Source organism: Vibrio sp. bablab_jr001 (genome assembly GCF_016464285.1).
Classification (GTDB): Bacteria; Pseudomonadota; Gammaproteobacteria; order Enterobacterales; family Vibrionaceae; genus Vibrio; species Vibrio fluvialis.
The window spans coordinates 1-19530 of sequence record NZ_JACDWZ010000005.1; the positions used below are offsets into that span (position 1 = coordinate 1).

Below are 19530 nucleotides of genomic sequence, written 5' to 3' on the forward strand. Positions count from 1 at the left end.
GTTTTTAACATAGTCAGCGTGTCCTGGGCAGTCTACGTGTGCGTAGTGACGGCTTGGAGTGTCGTACTCTACGTGAGAAGTAGAGATTGTGATACCGCGCTCGCGCTCTTCTGGAGCGTTGTCGATTGACGCGAAGTCACGTGCTGCACCGCCGTATACTTTAGACAGAGTAGTACAGATTGCTGCAGTTAGAGTTGTTTTACCGTGGTCAACGTGGCCGATAGTACCAACGTTTACGTGCGGTTTCGTACGTTCAAATTTTTCTTTAGACACGATCGTGTTCCTTCCTAGTTATGATTCGCCTTAAGTCACGTACACTCAAGGCGCGCCAGAAATTGCTATTTTATGCGCCAACTCTCGTCAGCGCAATAGATTCATTATTAACCGCGCTCTGCCACAATTGCATCAGCAATGTTTTTAGGCACCTCGGCGTACTCAGAAAACTCCATAGAGTAAGAAGCACGACCTTGGGTTGCAGAACGTAGGTCAGTTGCGTAACCGAACATCTCAGAAAGTGGTACGCGCGCACGAATGATTTTCAGGCCAGCAGGACCTTCATCCATACCCTCGATGATGCCACGACGACGGTTCAAGTCACCGACCACATCACCCATCCAGTCTTCCGGAGTGGTTACTTCAACTTTCATCAGCGGTTCAAGAATGACAGGTTTTGCTTCAAGCGCACCTTTCTTGAATGCCATTGAGCCAGCGATCTTAAACGCCATCTCACTTGAGTCGACATCGTGGAATGAACCGTCGAATAGTGTTGCTTTGACATCCAGTACTGGATAGCCCGCCAACACACCGTTGTTCATTTGCTCCTCGATACCTTTCGCTACCGGGCCGATGAATTCCTTAGGAATCGCACCACCCACGATCTCGTCAACGAAGACAAAGCCTTCGCCTGGTTCAGAAGGTTCAATCTTCAGCCATACGTGACCGTATTGACCACGACCACCTGACTGACGAACAAACTTGCCTTCTACTTCCGCTTTGCCACGAATGGTTTCACGGTATGCAACCTGAGGTTTACCCACGTTGCAATCAACGTTGAATTCACGTTTCATACGGTCAACGATGATGTCTAGGTGAAGCTCACCCATACCTGAGATCAGAGTCTGACCGGTTTCATTGTCGGTTTCGACACGGAAAGATGGATCTTCTGCGGCCAGTTTACCCAGCGCGATACCCATTTTTTCCTGGTCTGCCTTAGAACGAGGTTCTACTGCGATCTGAATTACCGGCTCAGGGAATTCCATGCGTTCCAGAATCACTTTATGGTCCTGGTCACACAGAGTATCACCTGTCGTCACATCCTTCAGGCCGATCGCTGCTGCGATGTCACCTGCGCGAACTTCTTTGATTTCTTCACGTTTGTTTGCGTGCATCTGTACGATACGACCAAAACGCTCTTTCTTCTCTTTCACAGAGTTGTAGACTGCATCACCTGAATTCACAACACCAGAGTAAACACGAATGAAAGTCAGCGTTCCCACAAATGGGTCAGTCGCGATCTTAAATGCCAGCGCAGAGAACGGTTCGTTGTCGTCAGCGTGACGCTCAACTTCGTTCTCACGTTCATCGATACCTTTGATAGACGGTACATCAACCGGTGATGGCAGGTACTCAACGACTGCGTCCAGTACGGCCTGTACACCTTTGTTCTTAAACGCACTACCACAAGTGGCCAGTACGATTTCATTGTTCAATGTACGCTGACGAAGTGCCTGCTTGATTTCAAGCTCAGTCAGTTCGCCTTCTTCCAGGTATTTTTCCATCAACTCTTCGTTAGCTTCAGCAGCCGCTTCAACCAGATGGTTGCGCCACTCTTCTGCAAGCTCGAGCATGTCGGCTGGAATGTCTTCGTATGTGAACGTCATGCCTTGATCGGCATCATTCCAGTTGATGGCTTTCATCTTGATCAGGTCGATGACACCCTTGAACTCCTCTTCCGCACCAATGTTCAATTGGATTGGAACTGGGTTCGCACCAAGACGATGTTTAATTTGGTCTACAACGCGTAGGAAATCTGCACCCGCACGGTCCATCTTGTTCACAAATACCATACGTGGAACGTGGTACTTGTCTGCCTGACGCCATACAGTTTCAGACTGAGGTTCAACACCAGATGAGCCACAGAACACAACCACTGCACCGTCAAGTACACGAAGAGAACGCTCTACTTCGATCGTAAAGTCAACGTGTCCTGGGGTATCAATGATGTTGATGCGATGATCTTGGAACTGTGCTTCCATACCACGCCAGAAGGTAGTCGTCGCAGCCGAGGTGATGGTGATACCACGCTCCTGCTCCTGCTCCATCCAGTCCATGGTTGCGGCACCATCGTGAACTTCGCCGATTTTGTGAGAAAGGCCAGTGTAGAACAGAATACGCTCAGTAGTGGTTGTTTTTCCTGCATCTACGTGAGCACAGATACCGATGTTACGGTAGCGCTCAATAGGAGTTTTACGAGCCACGATTGTATCCTCTTACTAAGGTTCACCTTAGAAAATAGAAATGTGCTGCGAGAGAACCTCGCAGCACAGAAGGTATTACCAGCGGTAATGAGCAAACGCTTTGTTCGCTTCTGCCATACGGTGAACGTCTTCACGTTTCTTAACAGCAGTACCTTTGTTCTCTGACGCATCTAGCATTTCAGCAGCTAGGCGTTGAGCCATAGATTTTTCACCACGCTTACGCGCAGCTTCAACCAACCAACGCATAGCAAGTGCGTTACGGCGAACCGGACGTACTTCTACTGGCACTTGGTAAGTTGAACCACCAACACGGCGAGATTTAACCTCTACCGCTGGGCGAACGTTTTCAAGAGCTTCTTCAAATACAGCTAAGTGATCTTTACCAGATTTCTCAGCCATAGCATCTAGTGCAGTGTAAACGATTTTTTCTGCAGTAGATTTTTTACCGTCAACCATAAGGATGTTAACGAATTTTGCCAGCAGTTCAGATTTGAACTTTGGATCTGGAAGGATCTTACGCTGACCAATGACGCGACGACGTGGCATGGAATATTCTCCGTTGTCTTCTTCAGGTTTTATCCAAAACTTTTCAGTTTTTTCAAAAAATTAAAAAATAATTTAGTGTTTGGCCTTACTTAACGGAATCCATTAAGACTTAGGACGCTTCACACCGTACTTAGAACGAGCTTGTTTACGGTCGTTCACGCCTGCACAGTCAAGTGCACCACGAACAGTGTGGTAGCGAACACCTGGAAGGTCTTTAACACGACCACCGCGGATCAGAACAACTGAGTGCTCTTGAAGGTTGTGACCTTCACCGCCGATGTACGATGTTACTTCGAAGCCGTTTGTCAGACGTACACGACAAACTTTACGAAGTGCTGAGTTAGGTTTTTTAGGTGTAGTAGTGTAAACACGAGTACATACACCACGTTTTTGTGGGCACGCTTCTAGTGCTGGCACGTTGCTTTTAGCAACTTGCTTTGCACGAGGCTTACGTACCAACTGGTTAATAGTTGCCATTAACTAGCTCCTGAATTTACTTGAAAGTAAGCTTTGTGAAAAATCTAGCCCCAAATGCACTTTGCGCAAATAGGGACGCAAAATTCTATGCAGCAGTGAGAGGTGTGTCAAGAAATATACAGATCTTTTTTGCGGGGTAGAAAAAGCAGGATGGACAATGTGGTGTACAGCTGATGGCCACCACTACCAACTCATTGATTTGTCGTAATTAACCGTTAATTCGACCCAATCAGCCACATTCATAATCTGAATGTTCTGCGCGCAACGATTCAACCAACCTCTGGCCTCGAGATCCTCTTTGAGCACATAAACCGGATTGTGGTTGTTGAAATAGCCAAAAAATGGCGATTGTTCGCTCGTTGCGTACACCGCATTTTCGACCAGCACGATAGCGTCATTCGGCTGAAGATACCGACTGGCGATCGCGAGTTGCTGAGGATGTTTAATAATGTGTAACACAAACGTTCCTGTGATTAGAAGGTAACAATCTGATCGAAAGCCTGCCATTGCGAGCCGATGGCTTGCGGATCCAGACTTTCAACGTCCACCAGCAGATCCTCGCGAGTCAATCCCCACTCAGCCAGGCTGGCGGCACACACGAAGCGCTGTTCAATGTCATACAGATCCAGCAGCTTAAACGCGCTGATGTAATCGCGGCTGAGCACCGACTGTGGTTGCTGATCTTTGACCAGTTGCAACACGCCTTCGCCGACGAAATACACCGCCAGATCTTCGCTGTACGCCGACGCGGCTAACAGCGCATCTAAACCTTCACGGCCAGCACTGATGGCGTGCGGCGCGGAATGAAATACAAACGCGACTTTTTTCAAAACTGTACCACTCTGTCCTGGCTCAATAGCGCTTCTGCCAGACTACCCAACCCGGTTTGCTCAAACGGAGCCGCCAAGTTCGCGCCCGGCAATTGGTGCTGCTCAGCTTCACTCTGACTCACCACACCACGGCGTAGCGCTGCTGCCACACAGGTTTCCAAACGCACCTGATGCTGCTCAGCCAGTTGTTGCCACGCTTTAACCAAATCAAACTCATCGTTGGCTGGCGCAGTGAGCGCCGAGCCATTTTGTACGCCGTCCTGATAGAAAAAGACGCTCTTGAGAGTATGGCCTTTTTCTATCACTGCCTTGGCAAACAAATAAGCGTTGCGCGCCGACTGCGTACCGTAGACCGACCCATTCACCAATAAGGTGTAGGTAAGACTCACTTTTCGTCATCCTCAGTTTTGCGCTGACGGATGTAAAGATACACCGTGTGCTTCGAGATATTGAGGCGATCCGCCACGCGGTTAATCGCATCTTTAATATCAAAGATACCCTTATCAAACAATGCCATGACGATCTGACGGTTTTTAGTGTTGTTCGACACCGATTTGTCCGCATTAATCTCTTCAATCGTCCGTTCAACCGTTTGGTCAACCAACTCTTCCACATCGCTGGCGAAGTTGACTGATGACGCGGCTTCCTGCGCTTCCTGAGTTGGCATGAACGATTGCAAGACCTGAGAGAAAGGCGCATCAAGGTTGACGTTGATACACAACAAGCCGATCACACGATTCTCACCATTGCGAATGGCAATCGTGATCGACTTCATCAGCACACCGCCTTTGGCGCGCGTAAAGTAAGAACGTGAGAAGTTTCGCTCCGATCCTTCAATATCACGCAGCATCTTCAACGCCAGATCCGTGATCGGCGAGCCCACCTGACGGCCCGTATTTTCGCCGTTAGCAATTTTGATCGCCGAGGTGTTCAGATCTTCCAGCGAGTGCAGAACGATTTCACAAAAAGGGCCAATCAAGCTGGCGATCCCATCCACCACGGCTTCGTATGAGCGCAGAATTACTTTGTCATGCTCTGTAAATGGTTTCACATGCACGGATTCCATCTCAAGCAACATATCGGCATTAATAGTATCTGTCGTTGTCACTGTACTTTGACCTTAGAACGAAAAATCAACAAATTGGTGTAAGTTTATCAGAAAATTTTAGCCGAAGACTCTGCTATATTGCCAACAAGTGATTTAGAACAACTTCTGTTGCAGTTCTCGACCGGGATCAAAAAGGGCCTGAACAAGTCAGGCCCTATTTCGTTCCAAACCGTGACGATTATTGCGCAGCTTTGTCGCCGTTGTCGATTTTCAGCAGCTCAACTTCGAACACAAGTGTCGAGTTAGCAGGAATGGTCGGGGTATCTTGTTCGCCGTAAGCCAGCTCTGGCGGAATGACGAACTTGTATTTTGAACCGACTTGCATCAGTTGAACACCTTCAGTCCAGCCAGGGATCACGCGGTTCAGCGGGAATGTCGCTGGCTCACCACGATCGTAAGAGCTGTCAAACTGAGTACCGTCGGTCAATGTGCCTTTGTAATGCACTTGCACGGTGTCGGTATCTTTTGGTGAATCACCTTGTGCTGGCGTCAGAACTTGGTACAGCAGACCGGTTGACGTTTTCTTCACGCCTTCCTGCTTTTCGAACTCAGCGCGGAATTCATCGCCAGCTTTCTTGTTCGCTGCCGCTTTTTCAGCCGCTTGAGCTTTCATTTTTTCTGCTACACGTTTGTCCAAAGCTTCCAGAGCAGCACGGGTCTCTTCTTCGGTCATTTCCGCTTTCCCAGCAAATACGTGCTGGATACCCTGAAGAACCATATCTTTGTTCAGATTGATGCCAATTTCACTTGGTTTTTCAATGCTGCTGCTCAGGTAGTTCGCAAACGAAACACCAATTGCGTACGCTGCTTTGTCATCTTCAGACTGGAAAGTTACGGTTTTCGCTGCCGTAGCTTGCTCAGCTGCGGCTGGTGCTGCCGTTTCTGGTTTCGCAGCTTCTTCTTTCTGACAGCCGACTGCCAACACAACGGTAGCGGCCAGTAGCGACACTTTAAAAAGTGATTTCATTGAATTCTCCAATTTGTAGGCAAACCTTTTGTCGTTGTGCACAAATCTTGGTTTCAAGCTGGTGCACAGCACAGAGTTGTACCAATATAGCCTTATGTTTTCAGATTGTCTTTACACACTTGGCGGATAATTAGAACTGATGCGAATAATTTCTCATTCCATCCTGCTGTTTGTTGTCATTTCCTTGTTAAATGGCTGTTTTTTCTCTGACCAGAATGTCGAACGCTGGGATTTAGAGCCTGAAGGATCCACCAGTTTCGGCCTCAGCCGGGATGGTCGATTTGCCCTGATTTACTCCAAGGAGCATCAATTGGTGCTGTGGGATCTCAGTGAGCACAAAAAACTCGCGGACCTCGGTGCGCAGGATCCTCAAGCGAGCACGGTTTCTCAGATCCGCCTCTCCGATAACGGCCGTTATGCCGTGACCGCCAGCCAAATCAACTTCGCGGTCTGGGATCTCGCCTGGACGCAGGCCAAAGGCCTTTGGTCTATTTCAGACGGTTTAATTCGTGATGTCGACATCACCAGCGACGGCGAACAAGTGCTGCTTGGTCTCTCCAACGGCAAAGCCATTTACGTCGATTTAGTCACCGGACGACGTCTGGAGTTCCTTGCCCACCAGGAAAAAGTCAATTCTGTCGCCATTTCCCCCAATGGTCGCTATGCCCTGACGGGAGGGAACGACTACGCCGCTTATCTGTGGGATACCAAAACAGGCCAGATTCTGCATAAATTTGAACACGAACAACGGGTAAATCGTGTGGCTTTGCAGCGTGACGGCAAGCTGGCGTTTACCTCTGATGGCGGTAATCAAGCCATTGTGTGGGATTTAGAGACAGGAAAAAAACGCAGCGCGCTCAGCAGTTTCTCACGTCAGCTGATATTTTCCGCAGCCCGCTTTTCCGATGATGGCTCGCGCCTGGTCACTGGCACTCCGTCCAGCCGCGTCGATATCTGGAACACCGAAACCGGTAAGAAGCTCGACAGCTTTGAAGCGGAACCGCGAAAAGATGCCCGTCCGCCGCGTGCGGTAGTGTATGATGCGGCTTTCGATTCACAGCAGCGTGTCATTTCCGGCACGTCTGCCGGTATAGCTCAAGCCTGGAAACTCGACGATTAATCATGAAAGACGATATGTTGACTTCGCTGCGACAGCGCATAGATGACCTGGAATGCAAAGTGGCGTTTCAGGAGCAGACCATTGACGACCTCAATGAAGCGTTAAGTCATCAGCAGCTGTTGATTACAAAAATGCAGGATCAGATGAAATTTGTGGTGGGTAAGGTGAAGAATATGGATACATCCAATCTGGCCGACCCTTCACAGGAAACCCCGCCCCCACATTACTGAGCGCGAGAACGGGTGTTTAGCGGATAAAGCAATAAGCGATGACGGCACCCGCCACCACCAGACAACCGCCAATCCGGCGCAATTGGTTGTCTGGTTGCTCACTCAACTGAGCCACCATTTGTCGCCAGCCATTCGGTGCAATCAAAGGACCAAGTCCTTCGGCAATCAACACCAAACCAATTGCGACCCAAATTGAATTAGACATGGGCTCTCCCATCGGTTGATAGACAAACAATAAAGGCTCCTTACGGAGCCTTTATGTTATCTGCTCAGCGATTATTTCGCTGCCGCAGCACCTTTAGAGTTATTCATGTACTGGAAGAAGTCACTCTTCGGATCCAGTACCAGAATGTCACTCTTCTGGCTGAATGATTTTTCATACGCACGTAATGAACGTAAGAAGCTGAAGAATTCCGGATCTTTGTTGTAGGCATCCGCATAAATCTTCGCCGCTTTCGCGTCCGCGTCACCGCGTGTTACACGAGCTGTTTTATCCGCTTCGGCCAGAATGGTCGCCACTTCAAGCTCAGCTTGTGCTTTGATAACTTCGGCTTTTTCACGGCCTTGAGAGCGGTGTTTACGAGCTACCGACTCACGCTCTGCGCGCATACGACGGTAGATAGATTCACTAATCTCATCCGGCAGGTTGATTTTCTTCATACGGAAGTCAACCACACGCACACCCAAATCTTTCATGGCGCTCTTACGGGTATCTTCCAGTACGTTTTCCATGATCTGGTCACGTTGACCATCAATTTCCAACGCCTGTTTTGCCGCTTCAGTCGTCACAACATCGGCATCCGGGCTCGCTGGCAACACATCGCTGTTACGAGGACCAGATACGATCTGCTTGATTTCACGCGCACCAATTTCCGAACGCAGCACGTCTGTCACTTTACGTTCCAGCAGAGCTTCGGCTGTCAGCGTGTTACCGCCACCAGTCGCCAGATAGTACTGACCGAAATCTTCAATACGCCATTTCACGTATGAGTCGATGATGACGTCTTTTTTCTCAGAGGTCACGAAACGGTCTGAACGGCCGTCCATAGTCTGAATACGTGCATCCAGCGTTTTCACACGATCGAACAGAGGCATTTTGAAATGCAAACCCGGCTCGTAAATTCTCGATACATCATTGTTGTCTTTCAGCACTCGACCGAAACGAATGACGATACCACGCTCCCCTTCCGGGATAACGAACATCGACATCAGCAGCAACGCCAGAACAACAACGACAACAGGGATCATTAACTTACGCATTCTTAGTATCTCCCTTGACGTGTACTGGTTGAGCGAGATTGGGTATCGGTTTCCGTATCAGTGCGCTGAGATTCCAACTCAATCTGATCGTAAGCAGACGATGATTTCGTTTGGCGCTTAGTCGCTTCACCTTCCTGACCCGCTAATTTGTCGATTGGCAGGTACAGCAGGTTACCGCTGGATTTTGAGTCAATCAGCACTTTAGAGGTATTCGAGTACACTTCCTGCATCGCATCCAGATACAGACGATCACGCGTAACTTTTGGTGATGCCTGATATTCTGGCAACAGTTTCTCAAACTGCGCTACCTGACCGAGAGCTTCATTCACGGTACGTTCGGTATAACCCTGAGCTTCTTTCTTCAGACGCTCAGCACGACCGGTCGCTTTTGGCAGAATTTCGTTTTTGTACGCTTCTGCTTCACGAATGAAACGCTCTTCATCTTCTCGCGCGGCAATCGCATCATCAAACGCGTCTTTCACCTGTTCTGGTGGACGCGCTGACTGGAAGTTCACATCAACGATGATCAGCCCCATGTCGTAACCGTCGATGATCTGGTTCAGGGTTTCCTGAGTGCTTTGACGAATTTGCTGACGACCACTGGTCAGAATGCTATCCATCAGAGAGTCACCGATCACGGCACGCAATGCAGAGTCGGTCGCCTGGCGTAGGCTGTCATCTGCGTTGGTTACTTTGAACAGGTACTTGTACGGATCCGCTACACGGTACTGAACGTCCATCGATACCGTGACCACGTTTTCGTCTTTGGTCAACATCAGACCAGACGCACGCAGCGAACGAATCGCTTGCACGTTAACCGGTGTCACTTCATCGATAAAACGTGGGCGCCAGTTCAGGCCCGGATCGACAATGCGATCGTATTTACCGAGGCGCAGCACAACACCACGCTCAGCTTCACCAATTGTGTAGAAGCCAGCAAAGAACCAGATAGCGACAGCAATCGCAGCAATGACACCAAAGCCGATTGCACCACCACCGGAGAAAGATGGTCCTTTACCGCCGCCTTTCTTACCAAACTTGCCACCCAGCTTCTGACTCAGCTTATTAAACACTTCGTCTAAATCTGGCGGACCTTGTTCACGGCCACCTTTACCGCCGCGATTATTATTACCCCATGGGTCATTATCGCGGCCGTTGTTGCCGTTGTTATTTCCGGGCTCATTCCACGCCATTAGAAAGCTCCATCATTTGATATGACGTTATACTCTAGCAGTCCTTTAAGTAACTATAAAGTCACGTAAAACTGCCTCTTCTCTTTTTTCTAGTCTAGACCAATCCACTTGCTGCATACGAACTGTGATCAGTAAATTGCCTTCCGGATCATACTCTTCTTGTTGTATGCACTTCATTTGGAAGAAAGTACTACGGATTCTGCCCTGATGTTGAGGCGGAATTCGCAAGCGGTATTGGACAATCTGACTGACCAAACGCTCAGTCAACGCTGCAAACAGCAAATCAATGCCCAGACCATCCATGGCCGAGATCCACACCGCTCTCGGTACGCCCTCGTCATCTCTCTCTATACGAGGTTTCTGGTCTTCCAGATTATCGATTTTATTCATCACCAGCAGGGTTGGGACTTCATGCGCCTCAATTTCCTGCAGAACTTCATCAACAGCCTGGATATTCTCACGAAATCGTTCGTCACTGGCATCCACAACATGTAACAAAATGTCAGCTTCCTGAGTTTCTTGTAACGTTGCTTTGAATGCAGCCACCAGATCGTGCGGCAGATGACGAATAAATCCTACGGTGTCTGCCAGTACTGCCGGGCCGACATCGTCTAAATCAATTTTACGCAAGGTCGGATCCAACGTCGCAAACAATTGGTCTGCGGCGTAGACGCCTGCTGATGTAATACGGTTAAACAGGGTCGATTTACCTGCGTTGGTATAACCGACTAAGGAAACCGTAGGTATTTCCGCCCGGTTTCGTGCACGTCGACCTTGTTCACGCTGTTTAGCGACTCGCTCTAAACGGCGCAAAATTGCTTTGATACGTTCACGCAATAAACGACGGTCCGTCTCCAACTGGGTTTCACCCGGACCACGTAAGCCGATACCACCCTTTTGACGTTCCAAGTGCGTCCAACCACGAATCAGACGAGTAGAAATATGGCGCAACTGGGCCAGTTCCACTTGTAATTTACCTTCGTGAGTACGCGCGCGCTGAGCAAAGATATCCAGGATCAAACCGGTACGGTCAATCACTCGACACTGGCAGAGGTGTTCAAGGTTACGTTCTTGGGCAGGAGAGAGGGCATGGTTGAAAATCACCACATCAGCGCCAGTCAACTGGACTGCCTGAGCAATTTCTTGGGCTTTGCCCTCACCGACATAATATTTAGGGTGAGGAGTTTGTCGGCTACCGGTAATCACCTGTAATGTCGACACTCCTGCGGAAGAGACCAGCATTTCACATTCTCTGAGATCTTCCCATTCACCCTCTTGCGTGAAGTTGATATGAACAAGTACGGCTCGCTCACCGGCTTCATAACGGTCAAACAAGCTACCAACTCCTTAATAAATAATAATTTGTGTACAGAGAATTAATCTTCTGATTTCTCTGCGCCGCGATCATTCGAAGGACGTTCGCCGCTGTGGTGGCTAACTGGACGCGCCGGTACCACGGTTGAGATAGCGTGCTTGTAAACCATTTGGTTCACAGTGTTCTTCAATAGGATCACAAACTGATCAAACGATTCAATTTGGCCTTGCAGCTTAATGCCGTTCACAAGGTAGATCGAAACCGGAATACGCTCGCGACGTAGTGCATTTAAGAATGGGTCTTGTAGAGATTGCCCCTTAGCCATTTTATTTTCCTTATTTGTATTTTGTTGTAGTTATTTAGCTAGCGGTGCACGAAAATCTGTGCGGCCTTTGCATCTGAGCTAAACGAATAAAAACTCCCCGTTGTTACTGATCATTGGGGCTTGCGCACCAAAAACAAGTAACGGATCCTTTACAGGGCACATCACGCAAAAGCGATCACATTATACACAGCTAACTCAATCAGATGCTATGGCATTTGAGAGAGTTTCCAATGCTTGTTCAACGTTTTCGCTATCTAACCAAGTTAAATCATCCCAGCTGCGTAACCAGGTGATCTGTCGCTTGGCCAATTGACGAGTTGCACAGATTCCGCGAAAAATCGCTTCATCAAGCGTACAGTTCCCGTCTAAGTAGTCCCACATTTGTCGATATCCCACACAACGGATCGACGGTAAATCAGGGTGAAGATCTTTTCGAGCATAGAGTGCTTTTACTTCATCTTCAAACCCTGCTTCGACCATCTTTTCGAATCGGAGTTCAATTCGACGGTGGAGCTCAGCCCTTTCCTTGGGAGCTATAGCGAACTGCTTGACGCGAAATGGCAATGCTTCGCCTTTCGTTTGGGTCAGTTCAGTAAGAGTTTTACCTGAAATCCGATAAACTTCCAATGCCCGAGATAATCTTTGTGGATCATTTGGATGAATTCGCTCGGCAGAAATGGGATCAATCTGACGTAATTGTTCGTGCAACGCCGCCCAGCCCAGTTGCTGAGCCTCTTGTTCGATCTGCTGACGAATCTCAGGATCGGCCGCTGGCAATGGCGATAAGCCTTCCAGCAAAGCCTTGTAGTAGAGCATGGTGCCGCCCACCAGCAACGGAATTTTGCCTTGATCAACAATCGCCTGCATCTCTCTCAGCGCATCGCGGCGAAAATCAGCCGCCGAATAGGCTTCACTCGGATCGAGAATGTCGATCAAACGATGTGGCGCCAACGCCAGTTCATCTTGGTCTGGTTTGGCAGTACCGATATCCATGCCTTTGTAGATCAACGCAGAATCCACGCTGATGATCTCAACCGGAAATTTTTGACGCAGGCGAATGGCCAGATCGGTTTTACCGGAAGCGGTCGGCCCCATCAGAAACAGGGCTAAAGGTAATTGTGTGCTCATGAGTTTAGTGCTGCAATGGTCGCGGAAAAATCCACAGGTCGGACAAAACGCTCGTCGTGCAGTGGGAGGTTGCCCTGCCACATCTGCTCAATCTCTGCAATCAACTGGATCGCTTCTGACAAAGTGTAGTCAGCTTTCGTGCTCACCACACGATCGCTCAGCCAATCAGCGAGCGAATTCAGATCCAGCGGCTTGTCGGCCTGCTCAAAATTCAAAGACGCGTAAGATAACAGATCTGGGATCAGAATTTGTAGATTTTGCTGTCTGAGTGGCTGCGGCACGCCCATCACCATCAAGGATCCCGGATTGCGCGGTTTAAGTTCCAAGCCTAATTGTGTCAGCAGCGGCTGATAATGATCCAAAGCCTGGGCTTCCTGCGCCGACATCTTCAACGACAGCGGTACCAAGAGTGGCTGACTCTTCAATGCTCCTTGCTGCGCATTTAACTGGCCGCGAACTTTCAGCCACGCAGCCTGACTGAGTGACAACAGCACGCAGCCTTGCGGAGCATTCATCAGCAGATAGCGCCCACGCACCACCGCCACCGCTTTCCCAAGTTGCTGCACCGTAAAGATGTCCGCTGTTGCCTGCTCCGCCACTGCGGTGGCCGGTTCCTGCTTGGACGTCGCGGGCAATTCCGGTGTTTGCATCAGCGCCTGATAGGCGCGCACTTCAGCCTGAGAAGGCGAAGGTGAATTGATTCGTTCTTGTACTGGTTTGCCTTTTGCTTTCGGTGATTCAACCCAGTCACTGTGTCTAGGGGCTTCGCGCACCTGATCACGAGTCGATTCACGCGCTGGCTGTTCATAATCGCTGCGACTAGGATAAGCAGGCGTGCTCTCGACAGCCTGTATCACCCGCTCTGGCACCGCTGACGTCAGTTCAGGCTCGTCGTGATAGTGGAAAGCCGATTCGTTGTGCGCTGGCGCATCAATGTGCTGACTTTCAGCCAGCGCGCTGCTGAGCGCCTGATAAATGAAATCGTGTACCAGACGCGCCTGATGAAAACGCACTTCGTGTTTGGCAGGATGCACGTTGACATCGACCTGATGCGGATCCAGCTCAATAAACAGCACGTAAGTGGCAAACTGATCCGGGCGCAGGCTGGTTTCATAGCTCTGACGAATCGCGTGATTGATCAGTTTGTCACGCATCATGCGACCATTGACGTAGCAGTATTGCAGATCGCTCTGCTGGCGAGCGCCTTCCGGCGTAGTGATCCAGCCATGCAGTGTCAGCCCTTGATGTTCCAGCTCGATTTTCAGCATATGGCGCACAAACGGCGCACCGCACACCGCCGCAATGCGTTTTTCCATCTGAATATCGGTTTTTGCCGCTCGGTACTGACGCACTAATTTGCCGTTATGACGCAGGTTGAACGTGACGTCAAAGCGGCTGAGTGCGATCCGCTTCAGCAATTCATCAATATGGGTGAATTCGGTTTTTTCAGTGCGCAGAAACTTGCGCCGTGCTGGCGTATTGAAGAACAGATCGAGCACTTCCACTGTGGTACCAATCGGGTGTGCCGCAGGTTGCAACTGCACTTGCATGTCCCGACCTTCACTGTACGCCGACCAAGCTTCTTCCTGAGTTGCCGGGCGTGAAGTGAGCGTCAAACGCGACACCGAACTGATACTCGCCAGCGCTTCGCCGCGAAACCCGAGGCTGATGATGGCTTCCAGATCATCCAGTGTATGGATTTTCGACGTAGCATGACGACTCAGCGCCAACCCGAGTTCCTCTTTATCAATACCGCAACCGTTATCACGAATACGGATCAATTTGGCACCGCCCTTTTCAATATCAATATCGATACGGGTTGCGCCGGAATCGAGGCTGTTTTCCACCAGCTCTTTCACCACCGAAGCGGGTCTTTCGACCACCTCTCCGGCAGCAATCTGGTTCGCCAGCCGCGCTGGCAGAATGCGAATCGTCATACTCGCCCTGTGTTATTTGTTCGGAATAATCAGTACCTGACCAACCGCCAGCTGATCAGAACGCAGTTTGTTAGCATCGCGGATGCTCTGCACACTGACGTTATACTCACTGGCGATTTTGCCCAGAAACTCACCGCGTGCCACTTTGTGTTTACGTAACGGCTTGTCTTTGAGACTGACGGTAATTTTCAGTTTCTGACCCAGCTTGAGCGTATCGGACTTGAGGTTATTTTCCCGCTTAATTGTCTCAACGGGGACTTTGTAAGTACTGGCAATCTTGCCAAGGTAATCCCCCGATTTGACCACGTGAGTGACGGTTTCGGTTTCAACCGGATTACTCACCACAGGCACGGGCACCGGACCGCGACTGCCACCAGGAATCGTCAGCACTTGGCCAACCGCCAGACTGTTACTTTTCAGTTTATTGGTCTGAACAATTTCATCCACACTGGTGCCATATTTGCTGGCAATCACCGACAGCGATTCGCCACGCTGTACTTTGTGTTTCTGCGTCTTACCGCGGTTAGCAAACAGGGTTCCTTCCGGTGGGTTGTCTTCAAAATATTGCACCAAGGCTTTGGTCAGAGCATGCGCCAATTTGTCCTGATGACTGCGCTGGAACAGCAGCTTCTCTTCACTTGGGTTGGAAATAAAGCCCGTTTCGACCAGCACCGATGGAATGTCCGGCGATTTCAGCACCGCCAGACTGGCATTGACCGGCTCACGTTTATGCAGATACGCGACTTTACCCATTTCACGGAGAATATTGGTCGCAACTTTATAGCCTTCTTTTTGTGAATGGCTGAACTGCAAATCCAATAACGTTTGGCTCACATTGCGGTCGGCATTGTTTTTCGCCAGCACTTCCCCGGCACCGCCGAGCAGTTCCGATTGCTGCTCATGGTTTTCGACCCAGCGGGCAATTTCGGTGTTGGCACGACGAGTATTCAGTACGAAGACCGAACCACCACGCGGCTGCGGCGTATGGAAAGCATCGGCATGAATCGACACCAGCAGATGCGCTTTATTCTTCCGCGCAATCTCAGAGCGTTTATTCAGGTTAACGAAGTAGTCACCGCGGCGGGTCAACACCGCTTTCATACCCGGAACTGCATCAATCTGGTCTGCCAACTTTTTGGCCACACTCAGCGTGACATCTTTTTCGTACTTGCGGGTTGGCCCGATCGAGCCCGGGTCTTCACCACCGTGGCCCGCATCAATCGCGACAACGATATCGGCAGTACCATACAGCTGAGAGGCATCGCGACTGACTTTAGTTTCGCTGCTCGGTTTGGCCGCTGGCTGGCTGCTGTTTTCGCCATGGGGCAGATCGATCACCAGACGATGGCCGTACTGGCCACCCGGCGTCGGTGCAAGTTTGAATAGCTGAGGTGCGGATTTCTTTTTGAGTTCCAGCACCAGACGATAGGTCGATTTTTCTGGTGGCGAACTGGCGCGGATTTTGATCAGGATCGCGCTGTCGCTGACATTGACCGGTAATTTGGTGCCGAGTGAGGTCTGTTTGAGATCGACTACCAGTCGGTCGGGTCCGCTGAGGGTGAAATAACTGAAATCAACTTCGGACTTCACGTCGATCACGACGCGCGTTTCGTCCGGAGAGGGCCAGACTCGAACCCCCTCCAACACATTAGCCTGCGCAGCACTGGCAAGGAAAGCGGTCGCCAGGGCAAGCCAGACGACCAAAGAACGACAAACTTTAACGATCAACATAACTCCAACTGACTCAGTAATGTACGCCCATAGTCGTTGTTGGCGGTCAGTACCGCCTGACGCTGGCTACCATCGTAACGCATTTCGAGATCAATATCCGACGTCGGTAGCATGCCATAGCCCTTTTCCGGCCATTCCACTAAACAAATCGCGTCGTCGGTAAAATAGTCACGGATCCCCATAAACTCTAACTCTTCAGGATCCGCCAAGCGGTAAAGATCGAAGTGGTACACCTGCCACTGTGCCAGTTGATAAGGTTCTACCAAGGTATAGGTCGGGCTTTTCACATTGCCTGCATGACCCAGTGCTCGAATAAAACCGCGGCTGAACGTCGTTTTACCTGCACCAAGATCGCCGTGTAAGTACAAGGTGGTTTGTTGAGTACACAGTTTTGCCAGCGCTGTGCCTAGGTCTACCGTCGCTTGTTCATCTTTAAGGGTGAAGGTCTTAGTGCTCATTGAAAATATCTCTAACGTGTCGGACATCGACTATATAAAAACCAAAAGAAACCGAATAGTAAACTGGGTTGGATTTGAGAGACAAGCTCTCTTCTGTAAGCAAACCGAAAAATATTCGCCAATTGGGTAGGAAAAAAGCGAGATTGTGCCGCTGGATCCACCGCCGGAGATCCGCTAAGATCCCCGCCCCCTTTTACCGAGCTGAACCGTTATGGACTATCACGCACTTGCAGATCAAATCAAAAGCTGGGCTATTGAGCTCGGGTTTGAGAAAGTCGGGATCTGCGATGTGGATCTGAGCCAACATGAAGCCAAGTTGCAGCAGTGGCTTGATGCCGGTTATCACGGTGAAATGGATTGGATGGCGCGTCACGGCATGATGCGCGCGCGCCCTGCAGAGCTATTACCCGGTACAGTACGAGTGATCAGCGCGCGGATGAACTATCTGCCGCCGCAAGCCCAGTTTGCCAGCAACCTGAATAATCCGGCACATGCCTACATCAGTCGCTACGCTTTGGGTCGCGACTACCACAAACTGGTGCGTAATCAGCTCAAAAAGCTGGGTGAGAAAATCGAAGCCGCAGTTGGTGAGCTCGGTTATCGGCCGTTTGTCGACTCCGCGCCAATTCTGGAGCGCCCGCTGGCACAGAAAGCCGGACTGGGCTGGACTGGCAAACACTCACTGATTCTGGATAAAGACGCCGGCTCCTGGTTCTTTCTTGGTGAGTTGCTGGTTGATATTCCGCTGCCCGTCGATACGCCGTCTGTAGACCAATGTGGTAAATGCCGCGCCTGCGTGACGTCCTGCCCGACAGGTGCCATCGTCGCCGATGGCGTGGTCGATGCGCGGCGCTGTATTTCTTATCTCACGATAGAATACGATGGCGTGATTCCTCTGGAGTTTCGCAAAGCGATGGGCAACCGCATTTATGGTTGTGACGATTGCCAACTGGTGTGCCCATGGAATCGATACGCCGACCTCACGCAGCAATCTGACTTCCACCGCCGCCCGGCTTTCAACGAGCCCGATCTGGTCACTTTGTTTGAATGGGACGAAGCCACGTTTCTGCGCAATATGGAAGGTTCTGCCATCCGCCGCATTGGCCACCAGCAATGGCAACGCAATCTGATTATTGCCATGGGGAACGCACCTTATTCCTCCCGCATCATCGACGCCTTAACGCGTAAGCAAGGCCAGTCTGAGCTGCTGGACGAACATATCCAATGGGCGCTTGAGGAACAAGAGCGTCAGTTACCGTTCAGCAACACGAAACACCAGCGACTGGTACGTATCGTTGAGAAAGGACTGCCAAGAGATGCGTAGATGAGAACCGTTTGCACAAACAGTACGCACAGACTTTGATATGCTTCTCAAATATTCCAAATGTGGAAAAAATTTTTAATGAGACATTGTTTTCTAAATCTCAGAAAAGTTAGTCACATCAGCAGGAAATGATTAGGATCAATGAAAATACAGTTAATGATCGTTTTTTGTTGGAATGCTTGTTGCAGAGAAATGAATTAAGTTCATAAAAAACAATTAGTTAAGTGACACCCTCTAATATTTCAGAATCTGAATTGCCGAAAAAGATCCTGCCGCAAGTCACCATTCCAGCTACTGAAAAACACTTTATGCACCAAGTTATCCACAGAAAAAAAATGTGGATAAGTCTGTTAATGAACAGTACAAAGTGAGTCTGTATCCGGTTAAACAGGCTACCCGGCTGGGTATCATGTTCAGAAAGACAAAAAATCACACTACTTTTCAGCAGCGCGTTTCTTTTAGGGGGGCTTATGCTTCACAGCATTATAGAAAGAGCATTGGCGATTTGCCAAACTTTTGCCGTTTTAAGAGTAAAAAAATCTGCGTCTAGCGCAGTGATCTCTTGAAACGAAGAAATTGGTTGCGGGGGCCGGATTTGAACCGACGACCTTCGGGTTATGAGCCCGACGAGCTACCAAGCTGCTCCACCCCGCGTCCGTATTGTGTCATCGTTAAGCACGATGAGGGCATTTAAACTGGAGCGACACACGAGGTTCGAACTCGTGACCTCAACCTTGGCAAGGTTGCGCTCTACCAACTGAGCTAGTGTCGCATGTCATCGTTGAGCACGATAAAAGCTATCAATCTGGAGCGACACACGAGGTTCGAACTCGTGACCTCAACCTTGGCAAGGTTGCGCTCTACCAACTGAGCTAGTGTCGCATGTCACCGTTGAGCACGATGAAGGCTATCAACTGGAGCGACACACGAGGTTCGAACTCGTGACCTCAACCTTGGCAAGGTTGCGCTCTACCAACTGAGCTAGTGTCGCATGTCACCGTTAAGCACGATAAAAGCTGTTAATCTGGAGCGACACACGAGGTTCGAACTCGTGACCTCAACCTTGGCAAGGTTGCGCTCTACCAACTGAGCTAGTGTCGCAAA

General features: G+C 49.9%; 21 protein-coding genes and 5 tRNA genes. 3 read left to right on the forward strand and 23 right to left on the reverse strand.

Features of this window, described 5'->3' with window-relative positions; translation table 11 throughout:
* The 9 genes from JIG40_RS00640 to fkpA form a co-directional block, all read right to left on the reverse strand.
* Window positions 1-273: GTP-binding protein (locus tag JIG40_RS00640; RefSeq protein ID WP_244662614.1), on the reverse strand; the 273-nt coding region annotated here is incomplete at its 3' end.
* A gap of 107 nt (window positions 274-380) precedes the next feature.
* Complete coding sequence (fusA, locus tag JIG40_RS00645) at window positions 381-2477, reverse strand: elongation factor G (RefSeq protein ID WP_020332642.1); 2097 nt, start codon at window positions 2475-2477, stop codon at window positions 381-383.
* Between the two features lie 75 nt (window positions 2478-2552).
* Window positions 2553-3023 (reverse strand): 30S ribosomal protein S7, encoded by a 471-nt coding sequence (gene rpsG, locus JIG40_RS00650; protein ID WP_014203959.1) that lies wholly within the window; start codon window positions 3021-3023, stop codon window positions 2553-2555.
* Between the two features lie 102 nt (window positions 3024-3125).
* Window positions 3126-3500, reverse strand: a complete 375-nt coding sequence (gene rpsL, locus JIG40_RS00655; RefSeq protein ID WP_014203960.1) for a 30S ribosomal protein S12 — start codon at window positions 3498-3500, stop codon at window positions 3126-3128.
* Between the two features lie 183 nt (window positions 3501-3683).
* A complete protein-coding gene (gene tusB, locus JIG40_RS00660; RefSeq protein WP_020433616.1) occupies window positions 3684-3959 on the reverse strand; it encodes a sulfurtransferase complex subunit TusB in 276 nt (91 codons plus the stop codon).
* Between the two features lie 14 nt (window positions 3960-3973).
* Entirely contained in the window at window positions 3974-4330 is a 357-nt protein-coding gene (tusC, locus tag JIG40_RS00665) for a sulfurtransferase complex subunit TusC (RefSeq protein WP_020332640.1), read from the reverse strand.
* Complete coding sequence (gene tusD, locus JIG40_RS00670; protein ID WP_020332639.1) at window positions 4327-4719, reverse strand: sulfurtransferase complex subunit TusD; 393 nt, start codon at window positions 4717-4719, stop codon at window positions 4327-4329. The genes tusC and tusD overlap by 4 nt, the downstream gene beginning before the upstream one ends.
* Window positions 4716-5438, reverse strand: coding sequence for a transcriptional regulator (locus JIG40_RS00675; protein WP_020332638.1), 723 nt, complete (start codon window positions 5436-5438; stop codon window positions 4716-4718). The genes tusD and JIG40_RS00675 overlap by 4 nt, the downstream gene beginning before the upstream one ends.
* Before the next feature lie 178 nt (window positions 5439-5616).
* Window positions 5617-6405 (reverse strand): FKBP-type peptidyl-prolyl cis-trans isomerase, encoded by a 789-nt coding sequence (gene fkpA / locus JIG40_RS00680; RefSeq protein WP_020433619.1) that lies wholly within the window; start codon window positions 6403-6405, stop codon window positions 5617-5619.
* Between the two features lie 139 nt (window positions 6406-6544).
* On the opposite strand from fkpA, the gene JIG40_RS00685 reads away from it, so the two are divergent.
* A complete protein-coding gene (locus JIG40_RS00685; RefSeq protein ID WP_020332636.1) occupies window positions 6545-7525 on the forward strand; it encodes a PQQ-binding-like beta-propeller repeat protein in 981 nt (326 codons plus the stop codon).
* Between the two features lie 2 nt (window positions 7526-7527).
* Window positions 7528-7755, forward strand: coding sequence for a SlyX family protein (locus JIG40_RS00690; protein WP_020332635.1), 228 nt, complete (start codon window positions 7528-7530; stop codon window positions 7753-7755).
* A gap of 16 nt (window positions 7756-7771) precedes the next feature.
* Here JIG40_RS00690 and JIG40_RS00695 read toward each other — a convergent pair whose 3' ends face one another.
* The 9 genes from JIG40_RS00695 to tsaE form a co-directional block, all read right to left on the reverse strand.
* On the reverse strand, window positions 7772-7960 hold the full coding sequence (locus JIG40_RS00695; RefSeq protein WP_024374461.1) for a DUF2065 domain-containing protein: 189 nt from the start codon (window positions 7958-7960) through the stop codon (window positions 7772-7774).
* 71 nt (window positions 7961-8031) lie between these two features.
* Window positions 8032-9015 carry a protease modulator HflC gene (gene hflC, locus JIG40_RS00700; RefSeq protein ID WP_020332632.1) on the reverse strand — a complete coding sequence of 328 codons (984 nt, stop codon included), beginning with the start codon at window positions 9013-9015 and terminating at the stop codon, window positions 8032-8034.
* 2 nt (window positions 9016-9017) lie between these two features.
* A complete protein-coding gene (gene hflK / locus JIG40_RS00705) occupies window positions 9018-10208 on the reverse strand; it encodes an FtsH protease activity modulator HflK (protein ID WP_020332631.1) in 1191 nt (396 codons plus the stop codon).
* A gap of 45 nt (window positions 10209-10253) precedes the next feature.
* Complete coding sequence (hflX, locus tag JIG40_RS00710) at window positions 10254-11543, reverse strand: ribosome rescue GTPase HflX (RefSeq protein ID WP_020433626.1); 1290 nt, start codon at window positions 11541-11543, stop codon at window positions 10254-10256.
* 41 nt (window positions 11544-11584) lie between these two features.
* A complete protein-coding gene (gene hfq / locus JIG40_RS00715; protein ID WP_020332629.1) occupies window positions 11585-11848 on the reverse strand; it encodes an RNA chaperone Hfq in 264 nt (87 codons plus the stop codon).
* Window positions 11849-12043: 195 nt separating this feature from the next.
* Window positions 12044-12976: a tRNA (adenosine(37)-N6)-dimethylallyltransferase MiaA gene (miaA, locus tag JIG40_RS00720; RefSeq protein WP_020332628.1), complete on the reverse strand. Its 933-nt coding sequence runs from the start codon at window positions 12974-12976 to the stop codon at window positions 12044-12046.
* Window positions 12973-14913, reverse strand: coding sequence for a DNA mismatch repair endonuclease MutL (gene mutL, locus JIG40_RS00725; RefSeq protein WP_199464612.1), 1941 nt, complete (start codon window positions 14911-14913; stop codon window positions 12973-12975). Before mutL ends, miaA begins: the two co-directional genes overlap by 4 nt.
* Before the next feature lie 12 nt (window positions 14914-14925).
* The gene (locus JIG40_RS00730; protein WP_199464613.1) at window positions 14926-16644 is read right to left on the reverse strand and encodes an N-acetylmuramoyl-L-alanine amidase; all 1719 of its coding nucleotides are present in this window, start codon (window positions 16642-16644) and stop codon (window positions 14926-14928) included.
* Window positions 16638-17102 carry a tRNA (adenosine(37)-N6)-threonylcarbamoyltransferase complex ATPase subunit type 1 TsaE gene (gene tsaE / locus JIG40_RS00735; protein ID WP_020332624.1) on the reverse strand — a complete coding sequence of 155 codons (465 nt, stop codon included), beginning with the start codon at window positions 17100-17102 and terminating at the stop codon, window positions 16638-16640. Before tsaE ends, JIG40_RS00730 begins: the two co-directional genes overlap by 7 nt.
* A 211-nt stretch (window positions 17103-17313) precedes the next feature.
* Here tsaE and queG point away from each other — a divergent pair, with 211 nt between their 5' ends.
* Window positions 17314-18426, forward strand: a complete 1113-nt coding sequence (gene queG / locus JIG40_RS00740; RefSeq protein WP_020332623.1) for a tRNA epoxyqueuosine(34) reductase QueG — start codon at window positions 17314-17316, stop codon at window positions 18424-18426.
* A 577-nt stretch (window positions 18427-19003) separates the two neighbouring features.
* Here queG and JIG40_RS00745 read toward each other — a convergent pair.
* The 5 genes from JIG40_RS00745 to JIG40_RS00765 all read right to left on the reverse strand — a co-directional run bounded on the left by JIG40_RS00745 (window position 19004) and on the right by JIG40_RS00765 (window position 19527).
* Window positions 19004-19080 (reverse strand) — tRNA-Met (locus JIG40_RS00745).
* Between the two features lie 42 nt (window positions 19081-19122).
* Window positions 19123-19198: transfer RNA gene (locus JIG40_RS00750), tRNA-Gly, on the reverse strand.
* Between the two features lie 34 nt (window positions 19199-19232).
* Window positions 19233-19308, reverse strand: a tRNA-Gly gene (locus JIG40_RS00755).
* 33 nt (window positions 19309-19341) lie between these two features.
* Window positions 19342-19417: transfer RNA gene (locus tag JIG40_RS00760), tRNA-Gly, on the reverse strand.
* 34 nt (window positions 19418-19451) lie between these two features.
* Window positions 19452-19527, reverse strand: a tRNA-Gly gene (locus JIG40_RS00765).
* Window positions 19528-19530: the final 3 nt, after the last annotated feature.